The sequence below is a fragment of the Anaerostipes butyraticus genome (genome assembly GCF_016586355.1).
GTDB lineage: Bacteria > Bacillota > Clostridia > Lachnospirales > Lachnospiraceae > Anaerostipes > Anaerostipes butyraticus.
Window position 1 is genome coordinate 113,041 of record NZ_BLYI01000062.1, and the last position, 24,295, is coordinate 137,335.

27 protein-coding genes are annotated in these 24,295 nt (G+C 43.7%); 2 read left to right on the forward strand and 25 right to left on the reverse strand.

Features of this window, described 5'->3' with window-relative positions; genetic code table 11:
• Nucleotides 1-101 precede the first annotated feature (101 nt).
• The 16 genes from JMF81_RS13440 to JMF81_RS13515 all read right to left on the reverse strand — a co-directional run bounded on the left by JMF81_RS13440 (nt 102) and on the right by JMF81_RS13515 (nt 12,589).
• Nucleotides 102-971 carry a 3-isopropylmalate dehydrogenase gene (locus JMF81_RS13440; RefSeq protein ID WP_201311947.1) on the reverse strand — a complete coding sequence of 290 codons (870 nt, stop codon included), beginning with the start codon at nt 969-971 and terminating at the stop codon, nt 102-104.
• Between the two features lie 272 nt (nt 972-1,243).
• Complete coding sequence (locus tag JMF81_RS13445; RefSeq protein ID WP_201311948.1) at nt 1,244-1,942, reverse strand: metallophosphoesterase; 699 nt, start codon at nt 1,940-1,942, stop codon at nt 1,244-1,246.
• 26 nt (nt 1,943-1,968) lie between these two features.
• Nucleotides 1,969-3,435, reverse strand: a complete 1,467-nt coding sequence (xylB, locus tag JMF81_RS13450; protein WP_201311949.1) for a xylulokinase — start codon at nt 3,433-3,435, stop codon at nt 1,969-1,971.
• 25 nt (nt 3,436-3,460) lie between these two features.
• The gene (locus JMF81_RS13455; RefSeq protein ID WP_201311950.1) at nt 3,461-3,880 is read right to left on the reverse strand and encodes a hypothetical protein; all 420 of its coding nucleotides are present in this window, start codon (nt 3,878-3,880) and stop codon (nt 3,461-3,463) included.
• Nucleotides 3,881-3,917: 37 nt separating this feature from the next.
• A complete protein-coding gene (locus JMF81_RS13460; protein ID WP_201311951.1) occupies nt 3,918-4,460 on the reverse strand; it encodes an RNA 2'-phosphotransferase in 543 nt (180 codons plus the stop codon).
• Between the two features lie 15 nt (nt 4,461-4,475).
• Nucleotides 4,476-5,225 carry a nucleotidyltransferase domain-containing protein gene (locus JMF81_RS13465; protein WP_201311952.1) on the reverse strand — a complete coding sequence of 250 codons (750 nt, stop codon included), beginning with the start codon at nt 5,223-5,225 and terminating at the stop codon, nt 4,476-4,478.
• A gap of 152 nt (nt 5,226-5,377) precedes the next feature.
• Nucleotides 5,378-6,049, reverse strand: a complete 672-nt coding sequence (gene deoC / locus JMF81_RS13470) for a deoxyribose-phosphate aldolase (RefSeq protein WP_201311953.1) — start codon at nt 6,047-6,049, stop codon at nt 5,378-5,380.
• A complete protein-coding gene (add, locus tag JMF81_RS13475) occupies nt 6,046-7,017 on the reverse strand; it encodes an adenosine deaminase (protein WP_201311954.1) in 972 nt (323 codons plus the stop codon). The genes deoC and add overlap by 4 nt, the downstream gene beginning before the upstream one ends.
• A gap of 40 nt (nt 7,018-7,057) precedes the next feature.
• Entirely contained in the window at nt 7,058-7,873 is an 816-nt protein-coding gene (locus JMF81_RS13480; RefSeq protein ID WP_201312097.1) for a purine-nucleoside phosphorylase, read from the reverse strand.
• Nucleotides 7,874-7,897: 24 nt separating this feature from the next.
• Nucleotides 7,898-9,088: a phosphopentomutase gene (locus JMF81_RS13485; protein ID WP_201311955.1), complete on the reverse strand. Its 1,191-nt coding sequence runs from the start codon at nt 9,086-9,088 to the stop codon at nt 7,898-7,900.
• The gene (cdd, locus tag JMF81_RS13490; RefSeq protein WP_201311956.1) at nt 9,075-9,515 is read right to left on the reverse strand and encodes a cytidine deaminase; all 441 of its coding nucleotides are present in this window, start codon (nt 9,513-9,515) and stop codon (nt 9,075-9,077) included. Before cdd ends, JMF81_RS13485 begins: the two co-directional genes overlap by 14 nt.
• Nucleotides 9,516-9,525: 10 nt before the next feature.
• Nucleotides 9,526-10,308, reverse strand: a complete 783-nt coding sequence (gene udp / locus JMF81_RS13495) for a uridine phosphorylase (protein WP_330611533.1) — start codon at nt 10,306-10,308, stop codon at nt 9,526-9,528.
• Between the two features lie 121 nt (nt 10,309-10,429).
• The gene (locus tag JMF81_RS13500; protein WP_201311958.1) at nt 10,430-10,984 is read right to left on the reverse strand and encodes a DNA-3-methyladenine glycosylase I; all 555 of its coding nucleotides are present in this window, start codon (nt 10,982-10,984) and stop codon (nt 10,430-10,432) included.
• A gap of 23 nt (nt 10,985-11,007) precedes the next feature.
• On the reverse strand, nt 11,008-11,511 hold the full coding sequence (locus tag JMF81_RS13505) for a methylated-DNA--[protein]-cysteine S-methyltransferase (protein ID WP_201311959.1): 504 nt from the start codon (nt 11,509-11,511) through the stop codon (nt 11,008-11,010).
• Between the two features lie 89 nt (nt 11,512-11,600).
• Nucleotides 11,601-11,900 carry an MGMT family protein gene (locus JMF81_RS13510; protein WP_330597418.1) on the reverse strand — a complete coding sequence of 100 codons (300 nt, stop codon included), beginning with the start codon at nt 11,898-11,900 and terminating at the stop codon, nt 11,601-11,603.
• A gap of 11 nt (nt 11,901-11,911) precedes the next feature.
• Entirely contained in the window at nt 11,912-12,589 is a 678-nt protein-coding gene (locus JMF81_RS13515) for a Crp/Fnr family transcriptional regulator (protein ID WP_201311960.1), read from the reverse strand.
• A gap of 101 nt (nt 12,590-12,690) precedes the next feature.
• On the opposite strand from JMF81_RS13515, the gene hcp reads away from it, so the two are divergent.
• On the forward strand, nt 12,691-14,334 hold the full coding sequence (hcp, locus tag JMF81_RS13520) for a hydroxylamine reductase (protein WP_201311961.1): 1,644 nt from the start codon (nt 12,691-12,693) through the stop codon (nt 14,332-14,334).
• Between the two features lie 52 nt (nt 14,335-14,386).
• On the opposite strand, the gene JMF81_RS13525 is transcribed toward hcp, so the two are convergent.
• Both JMF81_RS13525 and JMF81_RS13530 read right to left on the reverse strand, forming a co-directional pair.
• Complete coding sequence (locus JMF81_RS13525; RefSeq protein WP_243282674.1) at nt 14,387-15,943, reverse strand: ATP-binding protein; 1,557 nt, start codon at nt 15,941-15,943, stop codon at nt 14,387-14,389.
• Nucleotides 15,944-15,949: 6 nt separating this feature from the next.
• On the reverse strand, nt 15,950-16,945 hold the full coding sequence (locus JMF81_RS13530; protein ID WP_201311962.1) for a carbon-nitrogen hydrolase family protein: 996 nt from the start codon (nt 16,943-16,945) through the stop codon (nt 15,950-15,952).
• 195 nt (nt 16,946-17,140) lie between these two features.
• Here JMF81_RS13530 and JMF81_RS13535 point away from each other — a divergent pair, with 195 nt between their 5' ends.
• Complete coding sequence (locus tag JMF81_RS13535; protein ID WP_201311963.1) at nt 17,141-18,028, forward strand: LysR family transcriptional regulator; 888 nt, start codon at nt 17,141-17,143, stop codon at nt 18,026-18,028.
• 8 nt (nt 18,029-18,036) lie between these two features.
• Here the strand turns inward: JMF81_RS13535 and JMF81_RS13540 are convergent, their stop codons facing one another.
• The 7 genes from JMF81_RS13540 to greA all read right to left on the reverse strand — a co-directional run bounded on the left by JMF81_RS13540 (nt 18,037) and on the right by greA (nt 24,235).
• Entirely contained in the window at nt 18,037-18,873 is an 837-nt protein-coding gene (locus JMF81_RS13540; protein WP_201311964.1) for an AIM24 family protein, read from the reverse strand.
• Between the two features lie 151 nt (nt 18,874-19,024).
• Nucleotides 19,025-19,648 (reverse strand): hypothetical protein, encoded by a 624-nt coding sequence (locus tag JMF81_RS13545; RefSeq protein WP_201311965.1) that lies wholly within the window; start codon nt 19,646-19,648, stop codon nt 19,025-19,027.
• A 28-nt stretch (nt 19,649-19,676) separates the two neighbouring features.
• On the reverse strand, nt 19,677-20,981 hold the full coding sequence (locus JMF81_RS13550) for an AAA family ATPase (protein ID WP_201311966.1): 1,305 nt from the start codon (nt 20,979-20,981) through the stop codon (nt 19,677-19,679).
• A gap of 219 nt (nt 20,982-21,200) precedes the next feature.
• Nucleotides 21,201-21,410 (reverse strand): type II toxin-antitoxin system RelE/ParE family toxin, encoded by a 210-nt coding sequence (locus JMF81_RS16815; protein WP_334297471.1) that lies wholly within the window; start codon nt 21,408-21,410, stop codon nt 21,201-21,203.
• A 92-nt stretch (nt 21,411-21,502) separates the two neighbouring features.
• Nucleotides 21,503-21,685 (reverse strand): hypothetical protein, encoded by a 183-nt coding sequence (locus JMF81_RS13560; RefSeq protein WP_201311967.1) that lies wholly within the window; start codon nt 21,683-21,685, stop codon nt 21,503-21,505.
• A 150-nt stretch (nt 21,686-21,835) separates the two neighbouring features.
• Nucleotides 21,836-23,740: a lysine--tRNA ligase gene (gene lysS, locus JMF81_RS13565; RefSeq protein WP_201311968.1), complete on the reverse strand. Its 1,905-nt coding sequence runs from the start codon at nt 23,738-23,740 to the stop codon at nt 21,836-21,838.
• Nucleotides 23,741-23,755: 15 nt separating this feature from the next.
• Nucleotides 23,756-24,235, reverse strand: a complete 480-nt coding sequence (gene greA, locus JMF81_RS13570; RefSeq protein ID WP_201311969.1) for a transcription elongation factor GreA — start codon at nt 24,233-24,235, stop codon at nt 23,756-23,758.
• Between the last annotated feature and the right edge of the window lie 60 nt (nt 24,236-24,295).

Here is a 24,295-nt window from a genome sequence, read left to right on the forward strand (position 1 = left end):
TTCCAGTGTCTGATTTCCCATTGATTATAAGCAGTTCGGGCACTATTGTCAACTCATTTTAATCAATAGTTAACATTCTGTGCTGAAGCAAAGCGGAATTTTCATATTTTGTACTTTTGAAACAACTGCTCCATATAATCTCCGTCTTCTGTTGCTTTCAGCAGAAGATCCTGCTGGTTCTGCCGGAGCAGAATACCAGACAGCTTTGCAAAACGTGCGATTCCTTCTTTTCTTCCATCTTCCTGTCCTTTTTTCCTCATATCTTCCAGTTCATCTGCCATCAGTTCCTCTAATGCCTGACACATCTTCTTCACCTCCAAAAACCGTTCCCGGTTTACCCGGACAATCATATCCATAACCGAACGATATTTTTTATCTCGTTTATGCTTCTCATATTCCTTTAATAAAGATTCTGCTTCTTCCCGTCCTGACATCTCTACTGATAAACTATGAAGCCACAGATTTTTCTCACCTGATAGTTGATGCAGCAGGACCATCTGTATGGGAATCTTATCTCCCATAACATAATAAATTCCCTTCTCCTTCTTTCTGACAAAATAGCCTCTGCTGCTTTCCAGATGCTGAATCAGTTTTCTTGGATATCTGCTGCACGCGATTGTAATTGTAATCTCATCAATCGAAACAGCGTCCGCCTCTTTCTGATCTGCTTTATACAAACATGCATATGCGTAAACCTTATAGAAATCATCAATCCCCATATAATCTGACGGGCTTTTATACTCGATGATATTATATCGGCGGAAAATCTCTCCTATATTCGAAGAAATCCTCTCATTTGTTTTCTTGATCACAAGAACATCAATCGCTCTGGGCTTAGTTCCCAGCTGATGCTCATTCTCAAACATCAAATGCTCCGACTCTTCTTCTAATTCAATCTGCAGCCCTGCATAAAAAGCAGGGTGCCACTGAAAAACATGATTTTCTTCCCGCTGTTCTTTTCTCAATAACATTCCCCTCCTTAACACTTCGGAGTTTCTTCTTCTCAGAAACTCCTGCCTCAATCATGGAATAAAAAGCACGAATTTCCTGAAAAGATCGTATCTGATACGATTATGAAATGATATGAGACCTCAAATAGATTCACCTTTATATTGATGATTTTAGAAATTATATTATGCTTTTGATTTATTATAACAAATCTTTATCTATTTGTAAATATAAATAGTAAAAATATGGAAATATTAATTTTAGTAATTTACATTTTCCTCTCTCTGACGAACCTCTACACATAATATTCCCGGCCGTCTTCCAGACGGAGACACGCCAGCCGGCCACCGTCTCTGCGCCTTTCATTTCCGGTATCAATATCTGTATATCTCCGGTTCCGGTAGATTTCAGACCGCTCCCAGTCCGGCAGCAACACTGTCGGATAATGCCCCACGATAATCTGCCGGTCAAACCTGACCGCAGCCGGTATGTAATGAATATCATTGGAGAAAAGATACCTCTCCTGGTCATGATCCACTGCTTCCTGAACGGACGCCTTAATATCTACAACGTCCCCTTCTCCACTGACGATATAATCCGCATTCAGTCCCGAATGGGTCAGAAAATATCGATTTTCTCCTATTATGACATCTTTATAAATTGGTAAGCTTTTCAGATATCCTGCCAGATCTTCTTTCTCACTCTCAGACAGAACGTCTACTTCTTTTCTCGTACTGAGGCCGCCGCAGGCATCCCAGAAAGACGCCCCTATGATTCCCTCCAGATACCGCTCACACAAATATTCATGATTTCCCTTGATCAGTCCTATATTGCCGGCTTCCCGAATCAATGCAATCAGGCGGAGATTTTCTTTTCCCTTATCTACGGCGTCCCCCAAAATATACATTTGATCCTGCTTCGTAAAACGAATCTTATGAAGCATTTTTTCAAATGTACGGCAGTCACCATGTATATCGCTGGTTAAATAGATCATAATCTCCACCTCCTGCATTCTTCCAATTATTCTATGTGATAAAACTCCTTCAGTGCCGGATACAGTTTCCGATACTTCTGGTATTTTTCTTCATATTTTTCCGCCAGCTGCGGATCTGATTCTTCCGTGTCTGTAATCTTTACCAGTCTGCCCGCTGCTTCTTCCACAGAGGAAAACACTCCGCATCCCACGGCTGCCAGGATTGCAGCTCCATATCCTGGTCCTTCCTCACTTTCAATTCTGTCAATTTTCATATTCATAACATTGGCAATAATTTTCCTCCAAAGAGGACTTTTCGCTCCGCCGCCGCATATTTTGCTGCGCTTCGGAGTCAGCCCTGTGCTTTTCGCCGCTTCCATCGAGTCTCTGAGTCCGAACGCAACGCCTTCCAGCATCGCCTGGGTCATATCTTCTCTGGTGGTGTCCATGCTCATTCCCACAAATGCTGCTCTGGCATCCGGATCATTGTGGGGCGATCTTTCACCCATCAAATATGGCAGATAAAATACCGGATTCTCTCCCAGTTTCCAGATTCCTTCCTGCTCTTTCTGATACTCTTTAGTTCTCAGAATTTCTTCCATCCACCATTTATTACAGGATGCCGCGCTCAGCATGCATCCCATTAAATGATAATTGCCGTCTGCATGGGCAAAAGAATGAAGGGCATTATGTTCATCCACGCCGAAATTTTTACTGGAAATAAATACGGTTCCGGATGTACCCACAGACAGGTTGCATTGTCCTTCGCCTACTGTTCCCGTTCCCACAGCCGCCGCTGCATTATCCCCTGCTCCGGCTATGATTTTTACATCCTGAGGAATTCCCAGTTCTTCCGCAATTTCCGGCTTTATGGCTCCGGTCGGTTCCCAGCTTTCATAAAGCTTCGGAAGCTGAGATTCTCTGACGCCGCAGATTTCCATCATTTTTTCTGACCAGCGCTTATGCTCCACATCCAGAAGCAGCGTGCCGGAGGCATCAGAAAAGTCTGTAGAAAATTCTCCAGAAAGATAAAATGCCAGATAATCTTTCGGCAGCATGATTTTTCGGACACGGGCAAAATTCTCCGGTTCCTTTTCCCTCATCCAAAGGATTTTCGGCGCCGTAAAACCTGCAAATGCAATGTTTCCAGTATAACGGGATAAAGTTTCCTTTCCAATCTCCTGATTCAGGTAATCCGTCTGTTTTCCCGTTCTTCCGTCATTCCAGAGAATGGCCGGCCGGATGACCTGATCCTTTTTATCCAGGACTACCAGACCGTGCATCTGCCCTCCAAAGCTGATTCCTTTGATCTGACTCTTGTCACACTGTGCGGTCAATTCTTTGATTCCCTCCATGCTCTGCCGGATCCAGTCCTGAGGATTCTGTTCTGACCATCCCGGCTGCGGGAAATACAAAGGATATTCCTTTGATACGACTTTATGGATTTTCCCCGTTTCATCCATTAATAACAATTTTACTGCCGACGTTCCGAGATCGACTCCAATGAATAACATATTCCGATTCCTCCTTTCAGCTCTTTCAATTTGTTTCCAGCTGTATCCTCATATCGCAGCTGCCGCACCCGATGGTTGTTTTCCCGTTTTCGCTGGATATCAGCCCGACCTTTCCTCCGCAGAAGGGGCAGATCCAGTCGATGTCTTTTCCTTCTTTTACCACCTCCATCATCGCGGTAAACTTAGGAATGTCCACTGTCCTGGATGTACACGTCTCGGTCCAGTTTTCATCCGGCACTTTTTGCAGTTTTTTCTCTTCATCCAGAATCACCTCGTCTCCTTCTTTGATTTCCCTTTGATACAGCATCTGGTCTTCCTGCCGGAGTGTGATTTCCATTCCTTCTTCGTCCCTTAAAGTCACAACTGCCATGACCGGCTGGTTTTCATCTCTTTCTTCGCATCCGTAATCGATGTCTTCGTCTATTCGCAATACCGTATATTTCATATGTTCAGCTTCCTTTTCTCTTATTTTCTGATATGTTTTATTCGCTTTTGATTTTTCTGAGAAACTCTGCCGGCACTTTCTTTGTCAGCCACACGCCGTTTACCGACTGATAAAATGTAAATCCCTGATCCGCCATCTCGCCTGCCAGCACTTGATAAATAACCGGTTTCCCGTGGCGGGCGCCTACTATTTTTGCTGTGGCTTCATCCGGAGACAGGTGCACATACAATCTGCCCCTTGGCAGCAGCCCCTGGCGGTCGATGGAATTTACAAATTTTTCACCGGTTCCATGGTACAGAATCCGGGGCGGCTTCTTTTCCGGAAGTTCTACGTCTACAGGAATCGAATGTCCCTGATTGGCACGAATCAGCGTCTTGTTTTCATTAAAGGAATACCGCTGCTTCTTGTCCGTGCGGACAATCTCTTCCAGCATTTCCATGGAAAACGGATGCCGTTTGGAGATGCCCTGAATCAGCTCATCTACCCTGGCCCACCCATGTTCATCCAAAGAAATCCCAATGGCTTCTGGTCTGTGTCTTAAAATCAGACTGATAAATTTACTCGTTTTCGTAAGATTCATTGACTGCCTCCTCTTTTATGATAACAGGGATTGGAAATAATGGTTCAGAGAATCCCAGGATGTTTCCGTTTTTGGCATGTCATCTGCCAGTTTTTTAAACTTTTCCAGATTTGACTCCACATATGCATTGATCTTCCGGCTTCCCGGTACCAGCTCCATTTCATCCATTTCTTTTTTCATAACAAGAAGCCGTTCTGTTTCCGGCTTTAAATCTTCCTCCAGCTCTGCTTCCATTAATTCTGAAAACAGCATCGGCGGCCATATTTTCTTTTCCGCAATCCACTTTGCCGCCAGAATCGGACGGAGGACATAAAAATATTTCTTTACTTTGATCTGGTCACACTGCAGAAACTTTCTGTAGTTGGATTCTGCCATATGAAGATAGTGGTACAGGCTCTTTTTCGGCGAAAAGTATGCTTTCCTTAACTGCTTCATCTGCTCAAATGCCTCACTGGTTCTATATACAATCGGCGACTCACACCACTCAAATACCGTAGGATTGGAATTGTGCATGAGCTGCAGCGCTTTCTTTACATCCCATCCATTGATATCCAGCACATCGTCCAGCTGCCAGTCAATGACATCCCGAACCGTATCCAGCCTCAGATAATCCTCCTTTTTCCTTACATAGATAAAACGCACATCGTAATCACTGTCCGGCGATGCAAATCCCCATGCCCGGCTTCCGGATTCCACCGCCATAAGAATGGTCACATTCTCTTTTTCTTCTATTTCTTTTAATTTATCTTTGATGATTTTCTGCATGGCTCTTCCTCCTCTCACAGGCATATCATACCATTCTCTTTTTTCCTTTTTGTTTTTTATATCTTGTAAATAAGTATAACAAAAAAGGCAGGGCATGCAAGTTAATGTCATGCAGCCTTACCTTTTTATCCTGTCCTTATACGAAGCTTGTTTTAATATCCGGCTCCTGCATCCGGGCTGTTTTTCATGATTTTAACCAGCCGGCTGGTTCCCAGGCGTTCTGCGCCGAGACGGATGAATTCCTCTGCATCATCAAAGGAAGAAATGCCGCCGGCCGCCTTTACTTTTACGTTTTCTCCCACATGTTTCCTCATGAGATCTACATCCTCAAACGTTGCTCCGGCTGTTGAAAATCCCGTAGATGTCTTGATATAATCCGCTCCTGCTTTTGTGACGATTTCGCACATTTTGATCTTTTCATCTTCTGTCAGCAGACAGGTTTCAATGATTACTTTTAATATTTTCTCACCGCAGGCTTCTTTGATCTGTCGGATCTCGGCTTCCACGTCCTGATACCGTTTATCTTTCAGCATGCCGATGTTGATGACCATATCAATCTCGGACGCTCCGTTTTCAATGGCATCCTTTGTCTCAAACACTTTGACTGCCGTGGTGCTGTAGCCGTTTGGAAATCCGATGACGGTACAGATCGGAAGTTTCCCTTCCACATATTCTGCTGACTGTTTTACATAGGCTGCCGGGATGCAGGCTGACGCAGTACTGTATTTGATTCCGTCATCCAGAATTTCTTTGATTTCTTCCCATGTGGCAGTCTGTGTCAGCAGTGTGTGATCTACATGTTTTAATACTTCATCTCGGTTCATTTTGAAAGTCCCTCCCATTTTTCTTTAAAAATATCCTGAATGTCAGGATCAAAGGCAGTTTCTGCCGCATTTTTCAGCAGTTTCATAATCAGCTGATCATCCTGTCCATATTGTTCATAAACTCTGATCAGCTCCTTTGTCATTGTCGTTCCGCTGACCGTCCTGTTATCTGTGTTGATACTTACTTTGATGCCCGCTTCTAAAAATTCCATCAGCGGATATTCTTCCCAGCTTTCCACAGCTTTGGTCTGAAAGTTGCTGGTCGGACACATTTCCACGCCGATTCCCTTTTCACTGTAACGTTTGATCAGTTCCGGATCATCTTTCAAGGCAATTCCATGCCCGATTCTTGCAGCCTGAAGTTCATAGGCTTCTCTGACATTTTCAAGACTTCCTGTCTCTCCGGAATGTATGGTGTACGGCATTTCCAGGCGTCTGGCTTCCCGGAAAATATCCCGGAATCCGGATGTCGGATACATGGACTCATCGCCTGCCAGATCCAGCGCGCAGACACCATGCCCGAGGAATTCCCTTGCACATCTTAACATTTCCATGTTCTTCTCTGTGGTATGACTGCGCATGGCACATACAATGATGCCATAGCGGACGCCAAAATCCTCTCTGCCCCGTTCCATTCCTTTTCTCACTGCTTCGATGACTTTACCGCAGCTCAGATCGTCATGGACTGAAAGCATCGGAGCGAATCTTACTTCGATATACTGCACATTTTCTTTGGCAATATCTTCCACAAAGGCATAAGCGCCTTCTTCCAGTCCCTTTTCATCCTGAAGGCACTGCAGCGGAAGATCAAATTTCTCCAGATATTCCGTCAGACTCCTGCAGTTGTCCGATACAGTCAGCTCACTTTCAGATACCGGACGGCCCAGATACCGTTCCATCATCGTTTTTACAAGAGATCCATCAAGATGACAGTGAAGTTCCAGCTTTGGCAGTTGTTGGATGTTCATTCATATAACTCCTTTCCCAGACCGTACCGCAGCGGCCTTGTTATTTCATATTTTCAATGACTGCTGTTATCAGTTTCTTAAATTCCCCGGATACCTTATCGGCAATTTCCTGCACTTCCTGATGATCCAGCGGCCGGTCAGATACCCCTGCAGCCATATTTGTGATACAGGAAATGCCGCAGACTTCCAGTCCCATATGCCGCGCCGCCATAGCCTCACAGGCCGTGCTCATTCCTACAGCGTCACCGCCCAGGATTCTGCACATTCTGATTTCTGCCGGCGTCTCATAATTCGGTCCTGTCAGCTGTATATACACGCCTTCTTTGAGATCAATGCCGCATTCACCGGCTGATTTTCTCACAATGTCCTGTAACTTTTTACTGTACACTTCGCTCATATCCGGGAACCTGGTTCCGATTTCATCCATATTCGGACCGATCAGAGGACTCGGTACATGAGTTGATATGTGATCTGTGATCATCATAAAATCTCCCGGAGAGAATGTCTCATTGATGCCTCCCGCCGCGTTGGTCAAAATAATTTTTTTCGCTCCCATCATTCCCATCAGACGGGTTGGCAGAACCACGTCTGACATATCGTATCCTTCGTAGTAGTGGACCCTTCCCTGCATGATCACCACCGGTGTTTCTCCTACATAACCAAACACGAACCGTCCTTTATGTCCTTTTACCGTAGACACCGGAAATCCTTCAATCTCTGCGTATTGCACAAATGTTTCCACTTTAATTCCATCTGCATAATCTCCCAGACCAGATCCCAGAATCAGACCGATCTCGGGTTTGAAATCCGTTTTTTCTCTTATGCTTGACAGGCATTTTCTCAATTTGTCATACATCATACTCTGAATCCTCCTGATCTGTTATTTTAAATCCGCAAGCAGCGAAGTTCCAATCGTACCTTCCGGCATGGATAATCCAAAATTGTCAAGAACTGTCGCTCCAATGACCGCAAAGGTTTCCTGTTCCGGCAGGACACCATTTTCTTCCATTGATTTTGAATATGCCAGAAATGGAACTTTTTCTCTCGTATGATCCGTCCCTGTGTACGTCGGATCATTGCCATGATCCGCTGTGATGATCAGAAGATCATCCTCCCGAAGTATTTCCATCAAAGTTCCAAGTTTCTGATCAAACGCCTCCAGTTCCTTTGCGTATCCTTTTGGATTTCTTCTGTGTCCCCATTTAGCGTCAAAATCTACAAGATTCACAAAACACAATCCATGAAAATCAGTCTCTGCAAGTTCTATGGTCTGTTCCATGCCGTGAACGGATGACCTGGACTTATGTCCTTCCGTAATTCCTTCCCCGTCAAAAATATCCCGGATCTTCCCAACGGAAATCACATCAAATCCTCCGTCTTTCAATACATTTAAAGCCGTTCTGACCGGCGGTTTCAGCGCATAGTCATGACGGTTGCTCGTTCTTTCAAACTCTCCCTTTTTCTTTCCGATATAAGGCCGCGCAATCACCCTTCCGACTCTCCATTCTTCCTTCATCGTCAGTTCACGGGCAATCTCACAGCAGCGGTACAGTTCCTTTAAGTCAAATGTTTCTTCATTTCCGCAGATCTGGAGCACTGAATCCGCAGAAGTGTATACAATCATATGACCTGTAGCGATTTCTTCTTCACCCAGTTCTTCAATAATTTCTGTCCCGCTGGCACTTTTATTTCCAATGACTTTATGACCGGTTCGTTTTTCCAGCTCATCGATCAGCTCTTTGGGAAATCCGTGTTCTGTAAAAGTCTTAAATGGTTTCTTTGTCTCAACGCCCATCATCTCCCAGTGTCCGGTCATTGTATCTTTTCCATTGCTCTTTTCCCGCAGAATCCCCCGGTATCCAATTGGCTCCTTCAGAGGCTTCACCTGTTTTAACGGCGTCAGATTCGCCATTCCAAGTTTTTGCAGATTCGGGATTTCAAAAGAATCTACAGACTCTGAAATATGTCCTAAAGTATTGGTTCCCGCATCTCCAAACCTTTCCGCGTCCGGCATTTCTCCGATTCCAAGAGAATCTATCACGATAACAAATATCCTTTTACACTTCTTCATGTCTTCCCTCCCGTAAATTACCTGGTCCAAATCCAAGAGGCATCAGATCTTTCAGTTTATACATCTTATAATCATCTGCTCCCTTTGCAAGAATGATCTCAAACTCTTCCGGTGAGCAGAATTCCATCATTACCTGACGGCATACGCCGCACGGAGCAGTATAGTCTGTTAATTTTCCATTCATACCCCCGGCAATACAGATGGCTTTGAACGTTCTGACCCCTTCACTGACCGCTTTAAAAAAAGCGGTCCGCTCTGCGCAATTGGTTGGAGTATACGCGGCATTTTCAATATTGCATCCTGTATAAATTGTTCCGTTCTCTGCCAGGAGCGCCGCCCCAACCTTAAAATGGGAATAAGGTGCGTAAGAATAAGAAAGCTGTCTGACTGCCGTTTTGATCAGTTTCCGAATCACTGCTTCTTCCATACCACCCCTCCTATTCTTCTGCTTCCTGATCCTGTCTGATCAGCCTGCGGATGGCTTTTACTGCTGTCTGAACTGCCATATCCGTATCATGAACCACAGGATTGTCCAGGCCTTCCTTTTCTCTCTCCTGATTCGCCATTACAAGAAAGCATGCACCTGCCCTTACTTTTAAGTGGCTTGCGACAACAAACAAGGCCGCGGATTCCATCTCGGAGGCAAGACACCCCAGCCTCTTCCATGCTTCCCATTTATTGAGAAGTTCATAGCTGACCGGTTTTGTCTCCGGCGAATGCTGTCCATAAAAAGAGTCTTTACTCTGCACCACGCCAATATGATATTTCTGTTCCAGTTCATCCGCTGCCTGCATCAGGGCATTGGTAACCCGGATATCTGCTACTGCCGGAAATTCAATCGGCGCATATTCCCGGCTGGTTCCTTCCATACGGATGGCTCCGCTGGCTATTACTACATCTCCGCTTTTTACGTCCAGCTGCATACCGCCGCAGGTGCCAATCCTGATAAAGGTATCTGCTCCTGACATAACAAGTTCTTCCATGGCAATCGACGCTGACGGTCCTCCAATTCCTGTGGATGTTACACTGACTTTAACTCCGTCCAGATAACCTGTATAGGTCGTGTATTCTCTGCTGTCAGCGATCAGCCTGGCATCATCAAAATATCGGGCAATCTTTTTACATCGTTTCGGATCCCCAGGAAGGATCACATATCTGCCTACGTCGCCTTTTCCTACCTGGATATGATACTGCTTATTCGCATCTTCTGAATAATTCACTGCCATACCTCCTTACCTGTTCTTATGTAACTGTTACTTCTATTTTAACTTTAAATGAAAACCAGCAAAAGATGTTTTGTATCCTTTTTTCATTTTGCGCGTTTTATGCTACTCTTCTGTTTCAATGTGCTAAAAAGCACGCATCGTCATGAGAATAAATAATGCCAACGGCCTGCATATAAGAATAAAGGATCGTCGTTCCCACAAACTTCATTCCCCGTTTCTTCAGATCTTCTGATACCCGGTCTGAAAGCTCTGAGCTGGTCTTTCCCTGTTCATAGATGACTTGGCCATTTGTCCAGTGCCAGATATAATTGGAAAAACTCTGATATTCCTTTTGTATTTTCCGAAAAATCCTGGCGTTATTGACGGCCGCCCGGATCTTCAGGCGGTTGCGGATGATTCCTGGATCTTCTTTCAGTCTTGCTTCATCCTCCTGGGTATAGGCGCAGACTTTTTCCAGATCAAAGTTGTCAAAAGCTTCTCGAAACGCCTCACGCTTATTAAGCACACATTCCCAGGACAAACCAGCCTGAAAAGATTCCAGCATCAGCATCTCGAACAGATGATGATCATCATAGGAAGGCACGCCCCACTCTTCATCATGATACCTTACATATGTCTCATTCTTTGGATTCGCCCACCGGCATCTTATCTTTCCATCTTTCCAGTCCATTCTCTTCTTTCCTTTCGTTAAAATTACAACACAGCCCCTTCATGTTCCAGAAGTTTTCTCTTCTTCTCAATTCCTCCGGCATAGCCTGTCAGATTTCCATCAGATCCGACTACCCGGTGACATGGTATGATGATGGAAATTGGATTATGGCCTACGGCTCCGCCGACTGCCTGAGCTGACATGCTCTCCAGTCCCCATTCATCGGCGATTCTCTGCGCAATCTCCCCATATGTTGTCACTTCCCCATACGGAATCTCACATAAAATCTTCCAAACGTTCTGTCTGAATTCCGATCCAATCGGACGCAGCGGCAGTTCTCTGATCTCCGGCCGTTTCCCTGTAAAATAACGTTCCAGCCAGTTTTTTGTTTCCCTGAAAATCTCCAGGCCGTCTTTTTGATGCATCGCTCCTGAGATGGACGCCGCAAAATATTTCTGTCCGTGAAACCAGAGACCGCATAAAGCATCACCATCGCTGGCAAGAGTCACTGTCCCCAGCGGTGTGATCAGTTCTGTTGAATAAAACATATGCTTCCTCCTATTATTCTTTATTATACTTCTCAAAATAACATATTACAATATTTTATCGAACATATTTTCGATTTCCAGATCTGAATTCAACATCCGTCCCATTGATATTGTTTCAGATCCACATGCCGGCTGTCCTTTAATTCCACTCCTTCCTGCTGAAGCAAAACCCCCTGGTCCGGCCAGCCCGGGACCAGTCTTCCGGCATGGTTTACAACTCTGTGACACGGATATTCCCCATATTTCTCTGCCATTCCAAGCACTTTTCCTATAAGCCTGGCGTTTTTATCTCTTCCGATCAGCCTGGCAATCTGTCCATAGGTGGCAACTTTTCCTTCGGGTATTTCAGCCACCACTGACAGTATTTCATAAATCAATGATTCCTCCACGATACCACTCCTTATCCCATAAACTCCATTCCATTTTCCAGCAGTTCAAAATGATTTCTCTTTACTTTTATCAACCCGTCTTTCTGCATTCTGCTTAATTCGCTGGACATGGCAGAACGGTCTACTCCAAGATAATCTGCCAGCTGCTGCCGGTTGAATACAATGTCAAACTCATTTTTCCCATAGATCAGCGCCTGGTCTGACAGATAAGACAATAATTTCGCACGGATTGTTTTCGGTGATGTATGAAAAATCCTTCGTGACAGACTCAGATTTTTCTGGGCTGAAATCGCAAGGAGATTTTTTATCAGCCTTCCATGAAACTGACAGGACTGAGGGCATGTTTCAATGACACGTTCAATATGAAAAAACAGCACTTTTACATCAGTTGCCGCCGCCACATTTACCATCAGCTTTTCTCCTGTCACGCATGCATAAGTTTCCGCAAAAATCTGTCCCGGACCAATCTGATCTAAAATACTTCGATTTCCCCATATATCATCATTTTCAATCAGAACGCTGCCTGATATGACCATTCCCAGAGACGATACTGTATCTCCCATACGCAGAATCATTTCACCCTTTTTGTATTTCTTTTCTTCAGTCCGCAGACAGTCCAGCATCAAATGAATCTCCGGCTCAGAAATTCCCTGAAACAACTTTGTATCCGATAATCTAATTTCTTTCATAATTTTCCCCTTTTGTTGTTTTTACAACATACCGTTATCAACAATTATATTATACTCTTGCCACAACATGAAACAAGTACAAATCAAGGAGGGTATGATTTATGAAACATACAGCAAACATGTTCTGCTACCAATGTCAGGAAACCGCAGGATGCAAAGGATGTACCATATCCGGTGTCTGCGGGAAACAGCCGGATGTTGCAGCCATGCAGGATTTATTAATATATGTGACCAAAGGACTTTCCGCTGCTGCCACACAGCTTCGCGAGGAGAACTCCTCTGTCCCTGCAGAAACCAGCCGGATGATTCTGACCAATCTGTTTACAACGATCACAAATGCTAATTTTGACAAGGAAGCGATCATTTCCCGCATCCATGAAACACTGAAGAGGAAAGAAGAACTGCTTTCCTCTGTAAAGAATCAAGATTCTCTTCCGGAAGCTGCTTTCTGGAATGGAAAAGAGGAAACCTTTGAAGAAAAGGCTTCTTCCGTCGGCGTTCTTTCCACAGAAAATGAAGATATCCGAAGCCTCAGAGAACTGATCACATATGGTCTGAAAGGTCTGGCAGCCTACGCAAAACACGCTGCTGCCCTTGGAAAAGAGAATCCGGAAATCAATGCATTTCTGGAACACACTCTGGCTGATGTCCTGAATGATAGTCTTTCTGCAGATGATCTGACGGCACTTGCTCTGAAAACCGGAGAATACGGCGTTCAGGTTATGGCTCTTCTTGATGAAGCCAATACACAGGCCTATGGAAATCCGGAAATTACAAAAGTAAAGATCAGCGCAGGAAACCGCCCTGGAATTCTCATATCCGGTCATGATCTCAGAGATCTGGAAATGCTTCTGGAACAGACAAAAGATACCGGTGTAGACGTCTACACTCATTCCGAAATGCTTCCGGCTCACTACTATCCTGCCTTTAAAAAGTATTCCCACTTTGTCGGCAATTATGGAAACGCATGGTGGAAGCAGAAAGAAGAATTTGAAAGTTTCCATGGTCCGATTCTTATGACCACAAACTGCATCGTTCCGCCAAAAGACAGCTACAAAGACCGGCTGTATACTACAGGCGCTGCCGGTTATCCGGGATGTCCGCATATTCCGGGAGGTGTCGGCGAGACCAAAGACTTCTCCGCCATCATTGAACATGCAAAACATTGCCAGCCTCCTAAATCCATCGAGGAAGGCGAGATCACAGGCGGATTTGCCCACGCTCAGGTTCTGGCTCTTGCGGATCAGATTGTAGAAGCAGTGACTTCCGGCGCAATTAAAAAGTTTGTTGTCATGGCAGGCTGTGACGGCCGCGCCGCATCAAGAAATTATTACACAGACTTTGCCAAAGCCCTTCCAAAGGATGCTGTCATCCTGACTGCCGGATGCGCAAAATATAAATACAACAAACTGAATCTGGGTGACATCAACGGAATTCCCCGCGTGCTGGATGCGGGACAGTGCAATGACTCTTACTCTCTTGCCGTTATTGCACTGAAATTAAAAGAAGTATTCGGACTTGACGATATCAACCAGCTGCCGATTATTTACAATATCGCATGGTATGAACAAAAAGCTGTGATCGTTCTTCTGGCTCTCCTGTCACTGGGCGTGAAAAACATCCATCTGGGTCCGACACTTCCTGCTTTCCTGTCACCAAACGTTGCCTCTGTTCTGACGGAAAACTTTGGAATTGCGGGGATTGGAACCGTTGAAGACGATATGAAATTATTCTTTGGAGAATAAAAAATGATATGCCGGCTTTTGGGAATATATCTTCTCAAAAGCCGGCATCAATTTAAGTATAATATAATTGTCTGGAACTGCTTGGTTTTTCCGGAATACTTAAATGAATCAATCCTCTTTCAATCAACGGATTTACATACTTCTGAATCGCATACGTGGTAGATGTCAGACCCAGAAAACCTGCTATTTCTTTTCGTGTCCGCGGCGTTTTACAAAAAATCAGCAGATTTTTTGTCTCATCCATATCCCGCAATAATGTATCCTCATATTTATTTTTATGTTTATACAAACGAACAACAAAAGTTCCTCTCTCCTCCGCAAATTCCGGAGCCGGGAGCTGATATTCTTTCATGGTTCTCCGCATTGTCGGTATCCCTGAATATCGATTTTCTGTTACTCCTAAAACTTCCAGTGCTGTAACGAGAACCGGATTCCTTGTGTCCGGCTGGACCATACCTAATTGATTCAGCTGCATCCTTCCATAGATTCCTCCCGGATTACGGATCTCCATCCGGTCTTCATACATGATCACCTGGATTGGCATTCCTTCTGTATGAATGCTGTAATCTCTATGGACCAGCGCATTTAATACTGCTTCTCTGACAGCAATCACAGGATAATCTGTCTGATCCACCCGCCTGCCTGTCGTCTCATCAATGATTGTTTTTGTCCTCATATTTTTTTTGACAAACTGCATTGTTTCATCCAGCATTGTCATAATATCCCCTTCGATTCTTTTATTATCTAAAAACCTTTCTCCCATATCTCCAATTCCGCCAATCTCTTTTCCCGGAACAACAACTGCATGGATACAAAGCTGAGGGAAATAAGCCTGAGGATACAAACTAAATAATAAAACAGAAGCTAATGTCGGAATGCGATTTCTGGTAATGCTCATTAACTCATACAGATCTTCTTCCGGAATATTTGATAAATTTGGTCTCCCCATCTTCAATTTTTTTACATATTCTTCCAGGCTATTTAGATTCATTGCTGAAAAAGTCGCTCTTGGTATTTCCCGGATATCATCCTGATACTTCTTACGGAATGCCTCATAGCTGTATATTTCATATTCCGTCATAGCTTCATCACTATCACCAATCCGAATATAAGACCCCTTTATCCTTCCGGTTCCTTTGTAATAACACGGCCGCTCTGCCAGATCTATTCCCGGAATTTCCGCAGAAACAAAACTCTTTCCATTCTTTTCCAGCACAGTCAGCAGCGGCCGGACAACCGGCTCCATCTGCAGGCACTGGGCATTGATCCTTTTTTGCAAATCCTGTGCATCATACACACCTGCTTCCTCAAAACCATTTTCTTCATCGATTCCAAAAACGATAATTCCTCCTTCATCCTGATTGGAAAAACTGGATAACGTATCAAATAACCTTTTCGGACATCCTCTATTGGCACTTTTTAATTCCAAATTTTGAGTTTCACACTGGTATTTTTGAATTTCTTTTAACAATTCTTCTAATTCTTCTGTTAATATTTCAAATTCCCCTCCTTTCATTTTAATTTTAACATCAAATTTTAAATTTTTCAATTCTATTTTTAAAAAAAGCTGCCGTTTACACGGCAGCCCCTGATTCAAATGCAATTCCATATGATTTTATTTCTCTTTCTGCAATTCTTCATATTTCACAGAGCATTCTTTCTCTTCTCCAGCAAAATTCACCACCGGCTGCGGATCCTGATCCACCAGCATCCGGAGCGTCTTATTGGAATAATGTCCCGCCGGATCAATCTGATATTTACAGTCTACAATCTTTTCCAGGTCTATATCCGCATATGCCAGTCCCTCGGCATTCTTCGGAAGCTTCTCTGTCAGAATCTTCCCATTTGGCCCGATAATGCAGGCATCTCCGCCGCCATATTCAACGAATCCTTCATACGCCGGCAGTCTGCCCATTTTTTCATAGATTTCCTGCGTGTGAATCTGTGTACTGCTGATGACGTAAGACTGTGTCGCCAGTGCATAGAATCTTGCGGATATTTCATTTGGCGCCTCTGATGTCAGCGCTTCGTCGTCGGGAACAAAACACGGCCAGGACGCCACATGCACCTGCTCATTTTTGGCGTTCATTGCCTGAATGTTCAGAGGAATCCAGTGTTCCCAGCACTGAAGCCCGCCAAGCCGTCCGATTTCTGTATCAAATACCGGCATCATGCTGGCCTCACCATCGCCCCATATGAGCCGTTCCCCTCCGGAAGGCTTCATTTTCCGGTGTTTTCCCATAAGATCTCCCAGAGGATTGAACCATAACTGTGTGAGATAAAGGGAACCCCCTTCCTTTTCTGATACGGAAATACATACGTAGATATTATTTTTTCTCGCAGCTTCACTCAGCTTCTTTACGACGGGCCCCGGAATTTCCACCGCATTTTCCATTAGTTTCTGCTGCAGCGGTGATCCTGTGATCGGATCCGTCAGCCATACCCACCACGGATATCCGGAAATAAATCCTTCCGGGAAACCAATCAGTTTCGCCCCGCCGGATGCTGCTTTTTCTATCAATTTACATGCTTTGTCTGCTGTTGCTTCTGCGTCGAGAAATACAGGCGCTGCCTGAACTGCTGCTGCCTTGAATTTTGGATAATCTGTCATGATACGCCTCCTGTACATAAAAAAATAAGGCGCCATTCCTGCAAAGAATGACGCCTTTGTCGTTTCGTTTCTATGTTCCTGATTATAGTCGGAATCATTTTCCAAATCAATCAGAATCTGGTTGACCCTTATCAACCTTTTTATTGATTCTGGCGCTTATTTTCACTATAATTTAATCAGAAAGGATGACTGCATATGACAACAAAAGAACTGGAATATTTTTTATCGGTTTATGAAACGCACAGTATAAAAAACTCTGCCGAAAAACTGTTTATCTCTTCCCAGGCACTCAGCAAATCCATCAAAAAACTGGAAGCTGAAATAAATACAACTTTGTTTACGCGAACCAGTTCCGGTCTGATTCCAACCCATTCCGCTGACAAACTGGCCGAACGCGCTCATGTCATTATCAATGAATTTGACAATATTACATCAGATTTCTCCGTTGCCGAATCCAACAGCAGTACGGTTCTTACTGTGGCCGCAACTTACGGCGTACTGGATTATCTCGGATACAATTTCGTAAAAAACTTTTATCTGCAATTTCCCAATATTAAACTGAACCTGATTGAGCTGCCAGAGACCCACATCAGCGAAATGCTTGCAAATAACCAGGTTGAAATCGCATTTATGCCGGCTCCCATTGATTACACAAAATTTAATGCCAAATTCTGTTTTTCCTGGAAACACTGTCTGATTATCAACCGAAAACATCCTCTTGCCGTTAAAAAGAAGATTCCATATTCTGATCTGGATGGTATTCCTCTGGCATTAAAAGGACGCTCTTATTCTGTCTTCCCAAGCAATATCAGCCGGTTTCTGAAAGAAGGCGTCAATCCGAATATCCTTCTTGAAACCACCTCAGAATCCCTGATTCACCAGGTTGCGGAAACAAACGCCGGCATTGGAGTTTCTCTGTCCTTTCTTGCCGAAAGAATACATTCTTCCAGTACCGTTATCCGGGAATTCGACGATCCCAACTGTCAGAAAGAAGTCTATCTCGTGACAAAAAAAGATATGATTCCATCCTCAGACGCCAGCTGTTTTGTAAGCTATCTTGACCGATGGCTGTCGCTGCATTAACTCCTGGTCTATTTCCCAAATGTATTGCTGTCTTTTGCCGCTGCTTTTGCGCTCAATGTATTGGTGGCTTCAAACAGAGAGCCTGTAGGCGCAACCGGACACATCAGAACTTTACCTGTTCCCCGGTAGACATTGACAAGTCCCTCTCCGCTGACAGCTGACCCAACCAGCGATTTTGTGCTTCTTTCTACCGTAAAATCAAGATTAGAAGACCAGCATACTGCCAGGTTTCCATCGATTTTCAGTTCATCATTTTCCAGAATAATCTCAATCAGCTCCTCTTCCGGAACATTTGATTCCAGTGCAACTGCACCATGACCCTGAAGGCTGAGATTAAAGAATCCTTCTCCGCCTAACACCGTAGATGAAATATTTTTCCTTGTCACAACGTTTTGTTTTACATTGGCATCACAGGCAAGAAACATGCCATCTTCGATCGTCATTCCCGCAGGGCCCCATTCTTCTACGTCTTCCAGGATAATATATTTGTATGTAGGTTCCAGAACAAGACATCCCTCACCGACATATTCCGGTTTTACCGCGGTTTCCTTGGTCACCGCTCCTTTCAGTGCCTTGCCGAACAAATCTCCGATTCCTTTGACTCCGGATGTTGCTTTTACCGCGCCGCCCATCCACTGCATAGCTCCTGCCTGAATGACTGCGGAGTGATTCTTATCAATATCAATGACAACCTGCCGTCTTCTTACATTCATCTTGCTCATAAAATATTCATTCAGCGCGTTGAACGGTGAAACACTGGCATCCTGTGTATATTCCAGGACATGGAAATTATCAATGGATTTGATGAATTTTCTGTTTTCATTCTGTAAGTTTTGAATCTTCATAGCAGCAACCTCCTCTTTTGCCTGAACTCTTTCTCAAGACTCCTTCGAGTCCCCACGAGGAATTTCTCCCCGTCTGATTACAGGATACCTTATTATATGACGGATAGCAAGAAATAGAAGTGCACATCTTCTCTTACACATACTGATTGTTCTATTTCTTACGTTTTATGCCCATTATCATCTTCCTGCATCGTTCCCAGAAAGACGAATTTCCTTTTCCATTTTCTTTCTGTGAAGTATCTTTATCCGCCGCGAATTTTCTTTCTATTTGTCCCGCTGCTGTTTCCTCCACTGTAATCCACGGATATAACTGCATGATCAGCATTTCCCACTGGACCAGTCCTTTCCTGCCGCCCGGCGGCACCTGCAGTTCCAGGGTCCATTCGAGATGCCGGACATTGACTGCTCCGTCCAGCTTTTCCAGGTAATTCAGCAAAGCAAACATAGTGCAGGCCATTACCGTCTGGATCTTATTTGTAAACCAGACATGAAATATCCCCTTTTGAAGATCCTGCTCGACCGATCCCAGACCCAGACCGGATAATACCTTTATCACTGTTTCCTTGTCTTCTTCCTCCAGATTATCAAATTGTTCCGGTGAAATCCTTCCGCCGGCGTCCGTCATCAGCAATCCGCAATTGGCTTTTGCTTCTGCGAGCGCCTGTATTTCCAGCTGTTCCAGCAGACGGCCAATGGACTCATTCTCCTCCGCCTTTTCATATACCAATTCTATTTCGTCAAATTCATAACTTTCCCATCCTATTTTTCGATTCATTTTTTATTCCCCCTGTCTCCCGGCGATTTTACAGCTTTGCCAGTGAAGCATTCTTGTATGCTTCGTCCTCTGTTACTTCCCGAATTACCTTTAGCATCTTCGGAAATCGGATCTCTTCCTCCGGATCCGATAATTCGATTTCCAGAATTGCCTGGTCATTCCAGAACGGATAAATATCAATTTCAAAATACTGATTTCCATCCGCCAGACAATATCTGTCTTTCCGTATAGGCATTCTTGTCGGGTCTGCGTCCATCAATCTTTCCAGATATTCATCCTTTGTCAGTCTTCGTTCTATCTCGATCCTTTTTAATCCGCTGATGGTCTTCTTGCGGGTTTCAAAATAAATATAATTTCCTCTGCTTCCCCTCTGCCGGATCCGCACTTCATCATCATGATCCGCCTGCAGATATGTCTGTATGATTTCTACCTTCTCACAATTCGGAAGTGCCTCAAGAGCACTGATTTCCGGATATTCGATCAAATATTTTCTTTCAATCTCATATGGCTCCGGCTCCCCTAAAAACAATGCGATTTCCTTGATGAGACATTTCATTTTCTCCTCAAACCCCTCTGCGTTATCAATGATTCTCAGATGCGGATGCCCGGTCCAGGCCGCAATCAGCTTATCATCAAGGGCTGCCGCCTCCTCCGGTGTCTCCGTGCGGGCTGTATTGTTAGCGGTTGTATAGAATTTCTGAGCTCCTTTTGCTGCTGTCACAAGGTGAAATACCGCATCATATCCGTCTCTTAATTCTACCTCATTTGCCCCGACATAATTTGCTGCCACGGCAAACTCGGCGTCCGTCATATAAGCCTTATTATCCAGCGCGCCCCGGTCACAGACAATCAATATCTTTTCAGAATCCATTGTCCTGGCGGCATATTCAAATACCTTTTCTTTCTCCATCTGCAGCTTTAACTGGCATTTCTGGTACTCGCCGTTGGACCCACAGGTCCATGGCGCCACCCCGCCTGAGATCAATTCCGTTGCTATTTCCGGAATGAAAAGTACCGTATAGCCTCTTTCTGTAAAGGCATTCTGAATCCAGCTCATGCCCGTTGTTTTGCCGGCGCAGGGACCTCCCGTGATTACAATCTTTGAAATGCTCTTTTTCTTTTCACCTTCCCGAATCCTCAGCAGTTCCTCAATCGAAACATTCCAGAGGGCTGCAAGTTTCCTCAGAATCTCCGTCTTTGGCTTTGCCGCGCCGTTTTCCCATTTAGAAACTGCCTTTCCTGTTACGCCCAGTTTACGTCCCAGTTCATTTTGGGATTCCCCGGTTTCTTTTCGCTTTTCATACATGTAATTTCCAAAAGAATAATCATTCATACAACCACCTCCCGATTACATCATATCAATATTAATGCCGGAATGGAAGAAACATATCGTCGAATATTGGTAGAATTTATACATTATGATTTTAAACTATCATTTATTTTTTATAACAGAGCAAATTATAGATAAGTGCAAAAAAAGATGGCCAATAGCAGCCATCTTTTTTTGTATTGTAATAAAATTTAATCAAGGATTATGAAACATACCGCTGTATTAGATCATCCGCTTTTCATAATCCTGCAATTCGTGAAAAATATTATCTACAAACACAACATCTTCAACAATCCGATACATTATAAAATACCTGTGTGAATGAAAATTAATCCTTCGATATCCCAATTTTTTTAATCGAAGATTATCACATAATTTCAGACTTCCTGCAACATTTTCTAGGCTTCGAATTGTCTCTCCAAAATCATCCAAAACATTTGTCGCTGTCTGATCATTTTTCCACTATAAGCAGATATTGGATATATCGATTTAAATCTTCTTCTGCATCTTCTGTTACTACGACTCTATATTTCAAACTTTCTCCTCATATCAGCAATCACATCCTCCGAAGTTCTATAATTACCTTGTAAAGCAGATTTCCTGGATTGCTCCAGTTTCTTCATTAACATATCAATACCAAGATCCTTGAACAATTGATCTGATTTTTTCTTTAATTCATCATCTGCACACTCTCGAATTTCAGCCATCCTCCATTTTCCCTCCATTCTCTCTTATATTATAATATAAATTATTACTATTTCACCATTAATTTAATATGAATTTTAACAACAAAAAAGATACCTTCCGTATTTCTCGAAAGGTATCCTTCTGTTAGCTTATGTTTTCTTATTCATTTTTTAGTACAGCTTTGCTCCTGCCGGGATTCTGTCATCTACCATCAGAAGGTTCAGTCCTTCTTCTCCGTCATTTTCATATACTGCTGAAATCAGCATACCGCAGGAATCAATTCCCATCATCTTGCGCGGAGGCAGATTTACAATGGCGATGCATGTCTTTCCAACCAGTTCTTCCGGCTCATAATAATCATGGATTCCGCTTAAGATCACACGATCTGTTCCTGTTCCGTCATCCAGAACAAATTTCAAAAGCTTTTTGCTCTTTGGAACTGCTTCACATTCTTTTACTTTCACTGCTCTGAAGTCAGATTTGCTGAAGGTATCAAAATCTACCATCTCTTCAAAGAGCGGTTCAATCTTCACTTTGGAGAAGTCAATCTTCTCAGACGGCGCTGCAGGCTGGGCTGCTGTTTTGTTGGTGCTCTTTTTGGCATCCAGAGATTTCATGGTCGGGAATAATAACACATCTCTGATGGCCTGAGAATCTGTCAGCAGCATAACCAGACGGTCAATTCCATAGCCGATACCTCCTGTCGGAGGCATTCCGATTTCCAGTGCATTTAAGAAATCTTCATCTGTATGCTCTGCTTCCTCATCTCCCGCTGCCGCATTGGCATCCTGCTGTGCAAAACGCTCTCTCTGATCGATCGGGTCATTTAACTCAGAGTATGCATTGCACATTTCCCATGTATTGATAAATAATTCAAAACGCTCTACTTTATCCGGATCTGACGGTTTCTTCTTCGTCAATGGAGAAATTGCCAGCGGATGATCCATAACAAAGGTAGGCTGAATCAGTTCTTTTTCACAGAATTCTTCGAAGAACAGGTTGATGATATCACCTTTGGTATGACGTTCTTCATATTCAACATTATGCTGATCTGCCAGCGCTTTTGCCTCTTCATCTGTCTCTACGGTATCAAAATCAACGCCTGTGTATTTTTTGATGGCGTCATTCATTGTAATACGCTCGAATGGTTTGCTGAGATCAATTTCTGTTCCATTGTAGCTGATAACGGCACTGCCGCAGACAGTCTCTGCCAGATAACGGAACATGCTTTCTGTCAGCTCCATCATTCCTTCATAGTCTGTGTATGCCTGATATAATTCCATCAGAGTAAATTCCGGATTGTGTCTTGTATCTACGCCTTCGTTACGGAATACACGTCCGATTTCATAGACTTTCTCCAGTCCTCCGACGATCAGTCTCTTCAGATAAAGTTCCAGAGAGATGCGGAGTTTTACATCTTCATTCAGCGCATTGTAGTGAGTTTCAAACGGCCTTGCCGCAGCTCCTCCTGCATTGGACACCAGCATTGGGGTTTCTACTTCCATAAATCCGCGTCCATCCAGGAATTTGCGGATTTCCTTGATGATCCTGGAACGCTTGATAAATACTTCTTTGGATTCCGCGTTCATGATCAGATCCACATATCTCTGACGATATCTTGTGTCGGTATCGGTCAGGCCATGGAACTTCTCAGGAAGCGGACGAAGGCTCTTGGATAATAAGAGAACTTCTGTCGCATGGATAGATTTTTCTCCTGTCTTTGTTGTAAAGACAGTTCCCTTGATTCCCACGATATCTCCGATATCCATTTTCTTGAAATCTTTGTATTCTTCCACGCCGATTTCATCTCTTGCAACGTATGCCTGGATACTTCCCTGAAGATCCTGTACGTTGCAGAAGGAAGCTTTTCCCATCACGCGTTTGAACATTAAACGTCCTGCTACGGATACTTCTTTTCCTTCCAGCTCGTCATAGTTGTCTTTGATTTCCACAGAATGATGGGTCACATCATATTTTGTGATCTCAAAGGGATTCTTCCCTGCTTCCTGCAGGTCCGAAAGCTTCTGCCTTCTTACTTTGATTAATTCGTTTGTATCTTTATTCTGCTGTGCCACTTTTCCAACTTCCTCTTACTTTCTCTGTACATCAATGACTCTGAATTCATTGACCTGATCAACGCCTTCAACCTGAACGACATCCCCGATTTTCTTTCCGAGAAGCGCTTTTCCAATCGGCGCCTCATTGGAAATCTTATTCTGAAGAATGTCTGCCTCTGTAGAACCTACAATATGATATGTTACTTCTCTTCCAAGAGAAATATCTTCCAGAGTCACCAAACATCCAAGGCTGATTACACCTTTTTCAAATTTCTCATCGATTACAACAGCGTTCTTTAAGATCTGTTCAATCTCTTCGATACGGGCCTCCATATCTCGCTGTTCGTCTTTTGCTGCATCGTATTCTGCGTTCTCTGATAAGTCTCCCTGTTCTCTCGCTTCTTTGATTTTCTGTGCAATCTCTTTACGTCTTACGACTTTTAATTCCTGTAATTCATCCTCTAATGCTTTTAAACCAGCCGGTGTTAAAATATTCTTCTTTGCCTCTGCCATAACACTCTTCCTTTCGTTCTAAATGTTAACTGATTAATTATAGCTTACATAACTTTCGTT

Excerpts from the sequence above, each read along its gene's own strand:
- JMF81_RS13485 (WP_201311955.1), bottom strand. The coding sequence starts at position 9,088 with ATGAAGAAGTGTAAAAGGATATTTGTTATCGTGATAGATTCTCTTGGA.
- add (WP_201311954.1), bottom strand. The coding sequence starts at position 7,017 with ATGAACATCCAACAACTGCCAAAGCTGGAACTTCACTGTCATCTTGAT.
- deoC (WP_201311953.1), bottom strand. The coding sequence starts at position 6,049 with ATGAACCGAGATGAAGTATTAAAACATGTAGATCACACACTGCTGACA.
- cdd (WP_201311956.1), bottom strand. The coding sequence starts at position 9,515 with ATGGAAGAAGCAGTGATTCGGAAACTGATCAAAACGGCAGTCAGACAG.
- JMF81_RS13535 (WP_201311963.1), top strand. The coding sequence starts at position 17,141 with ATGACAACAAAAGAACTGGAATATTTTTTATCGGTTTATGAAACGCAC.
- JMF81_RS13545 (WP_201311965.1), bottom strand. The coding sequence starts at position 19,648 with ATGAATCGAAAAATAGGATGGGAAAGTTATGAATTTGACGAAATAGAA.
- JMF81_RS13505 (WP_201311959.1), bottom strand. The coding sequence starts at position 11,511 with ATGTTTTATTCAACAGAACTGATCACACCGCTGGGGACAGTGACTCTT.
- JMF81_RS13515 (WP_201311960.1), bottom strand. The coding sequence starts at position 12,589 with ATGAAAGAAATTAGATTATCGGATACAAAGTTGTTTCAGGGAATTTCT.
- hcp (WP_201311961.1), top strand. The coding sequence starts at position 12,691 with ATGAAACATACAGCAAACATGTTCTGCTACCAATGTCAGGAAACCGCA.
- JMF81_RS13530 (WP_201311962.1), bottom strand. The coding sequence starts at position 16,945 with ATGACAGATTATCCAAAATTCAAGGCAGCAGCAGTTCAGGCAGCGCCT.
- JMF81_RS13445 (WP_201311948.1), bottom strand. The coding sequence starts at position 1,942 with ATGATCTATTTAACCAGCGATATACATGGTGACTGCCGTACATTTGAA.
- xylB (WP_201311949.1), bottom strand. The coding sequence starts at position 3,435 with ATGTTATTCATTGGAGTCGATCTCGGAACGTCGGCAGTAAAATTGTTA.
- JMF81_RS13440 (WP_201311947.1), bottom strand. The coding sequence starts at position 971 with ATGTTATTGAGAAAAGAACAGCGGGAAGAAAATCATGTTTTTCAGTGG.
- JMF81_RS13560 (WP_201311967.1), bottom strand. The coding sequence starts at position 21,685 with ATGGCTGAAATTCGAGAGTGTGCAGATGATGAATTAAAGAAAAAATCA.
- JMF81_RS13480 (WP_201312097.1), bottom strand. The coding sequence starts at position 7,873 with ATGTATGACAAATTGAGAAAATGCCTGTCAAGCATAAGAGAAAAAACG.
- JMF81_RS13525 (WP_243282674.1), bottom strand. The coding sequence starts at position 15,943 with ATGGAATTGCATTTGAATCAGGGGCTGCCGTGTAAACGGCAGCTTTTT.
- JMF81_RS13460 (WP_201311951.1), bottom strand. The coding sequence starts at position 4,460 with ATGAATCTTACGAAAACGAGTAAATTTATCAGTCTGATTTTAAGACAC.
- JMF81_RS13550 (WP_201311966.1), bottom strand. The coding sequence starts at position 20,981 with ATGAATGATTATTCTTTTGGAAATTACATGTATGAAAAGCGAAAAGAA.
- JMF81_RS13455 (WP_201311950.1), bottom strand. The coding sequence starts at position 3,880 with ATGAAATATACGGTATTGCGAATAGACGAAGACATCGATTACGGATGC.
- JMF81_RS13540 (WP_201311964.1), bottom strand. The coding sequence starts at position 18,873 with ATGAAGATTCAAAACTTACAGAATGAAAACAGAAAATTCATCAAATCC.
- JMF81_RS13500 (WP_201311958.1), bottom strand. The coding sequence starts at position 10,984 with ATGGACTGGAAAGATGGAAAGATAAGATGCCGGTGGGCGAATCCAAAG.
- JMF81_RS13465 (WP_201311952.1), bottom strand. The coding sequence starts at position 5,225 with ATGCAGAAAATCATCAAAGATAAATTAAAAGAAATAGAAGAAAAAGAG.
- greA (WP_201311969.1), bottom strand. The coding sequence starts at position 24,235 with ATGGCAGAGGCAAAGAAGAATATTTTAACACCGGCTGGTTTAAAAGCA.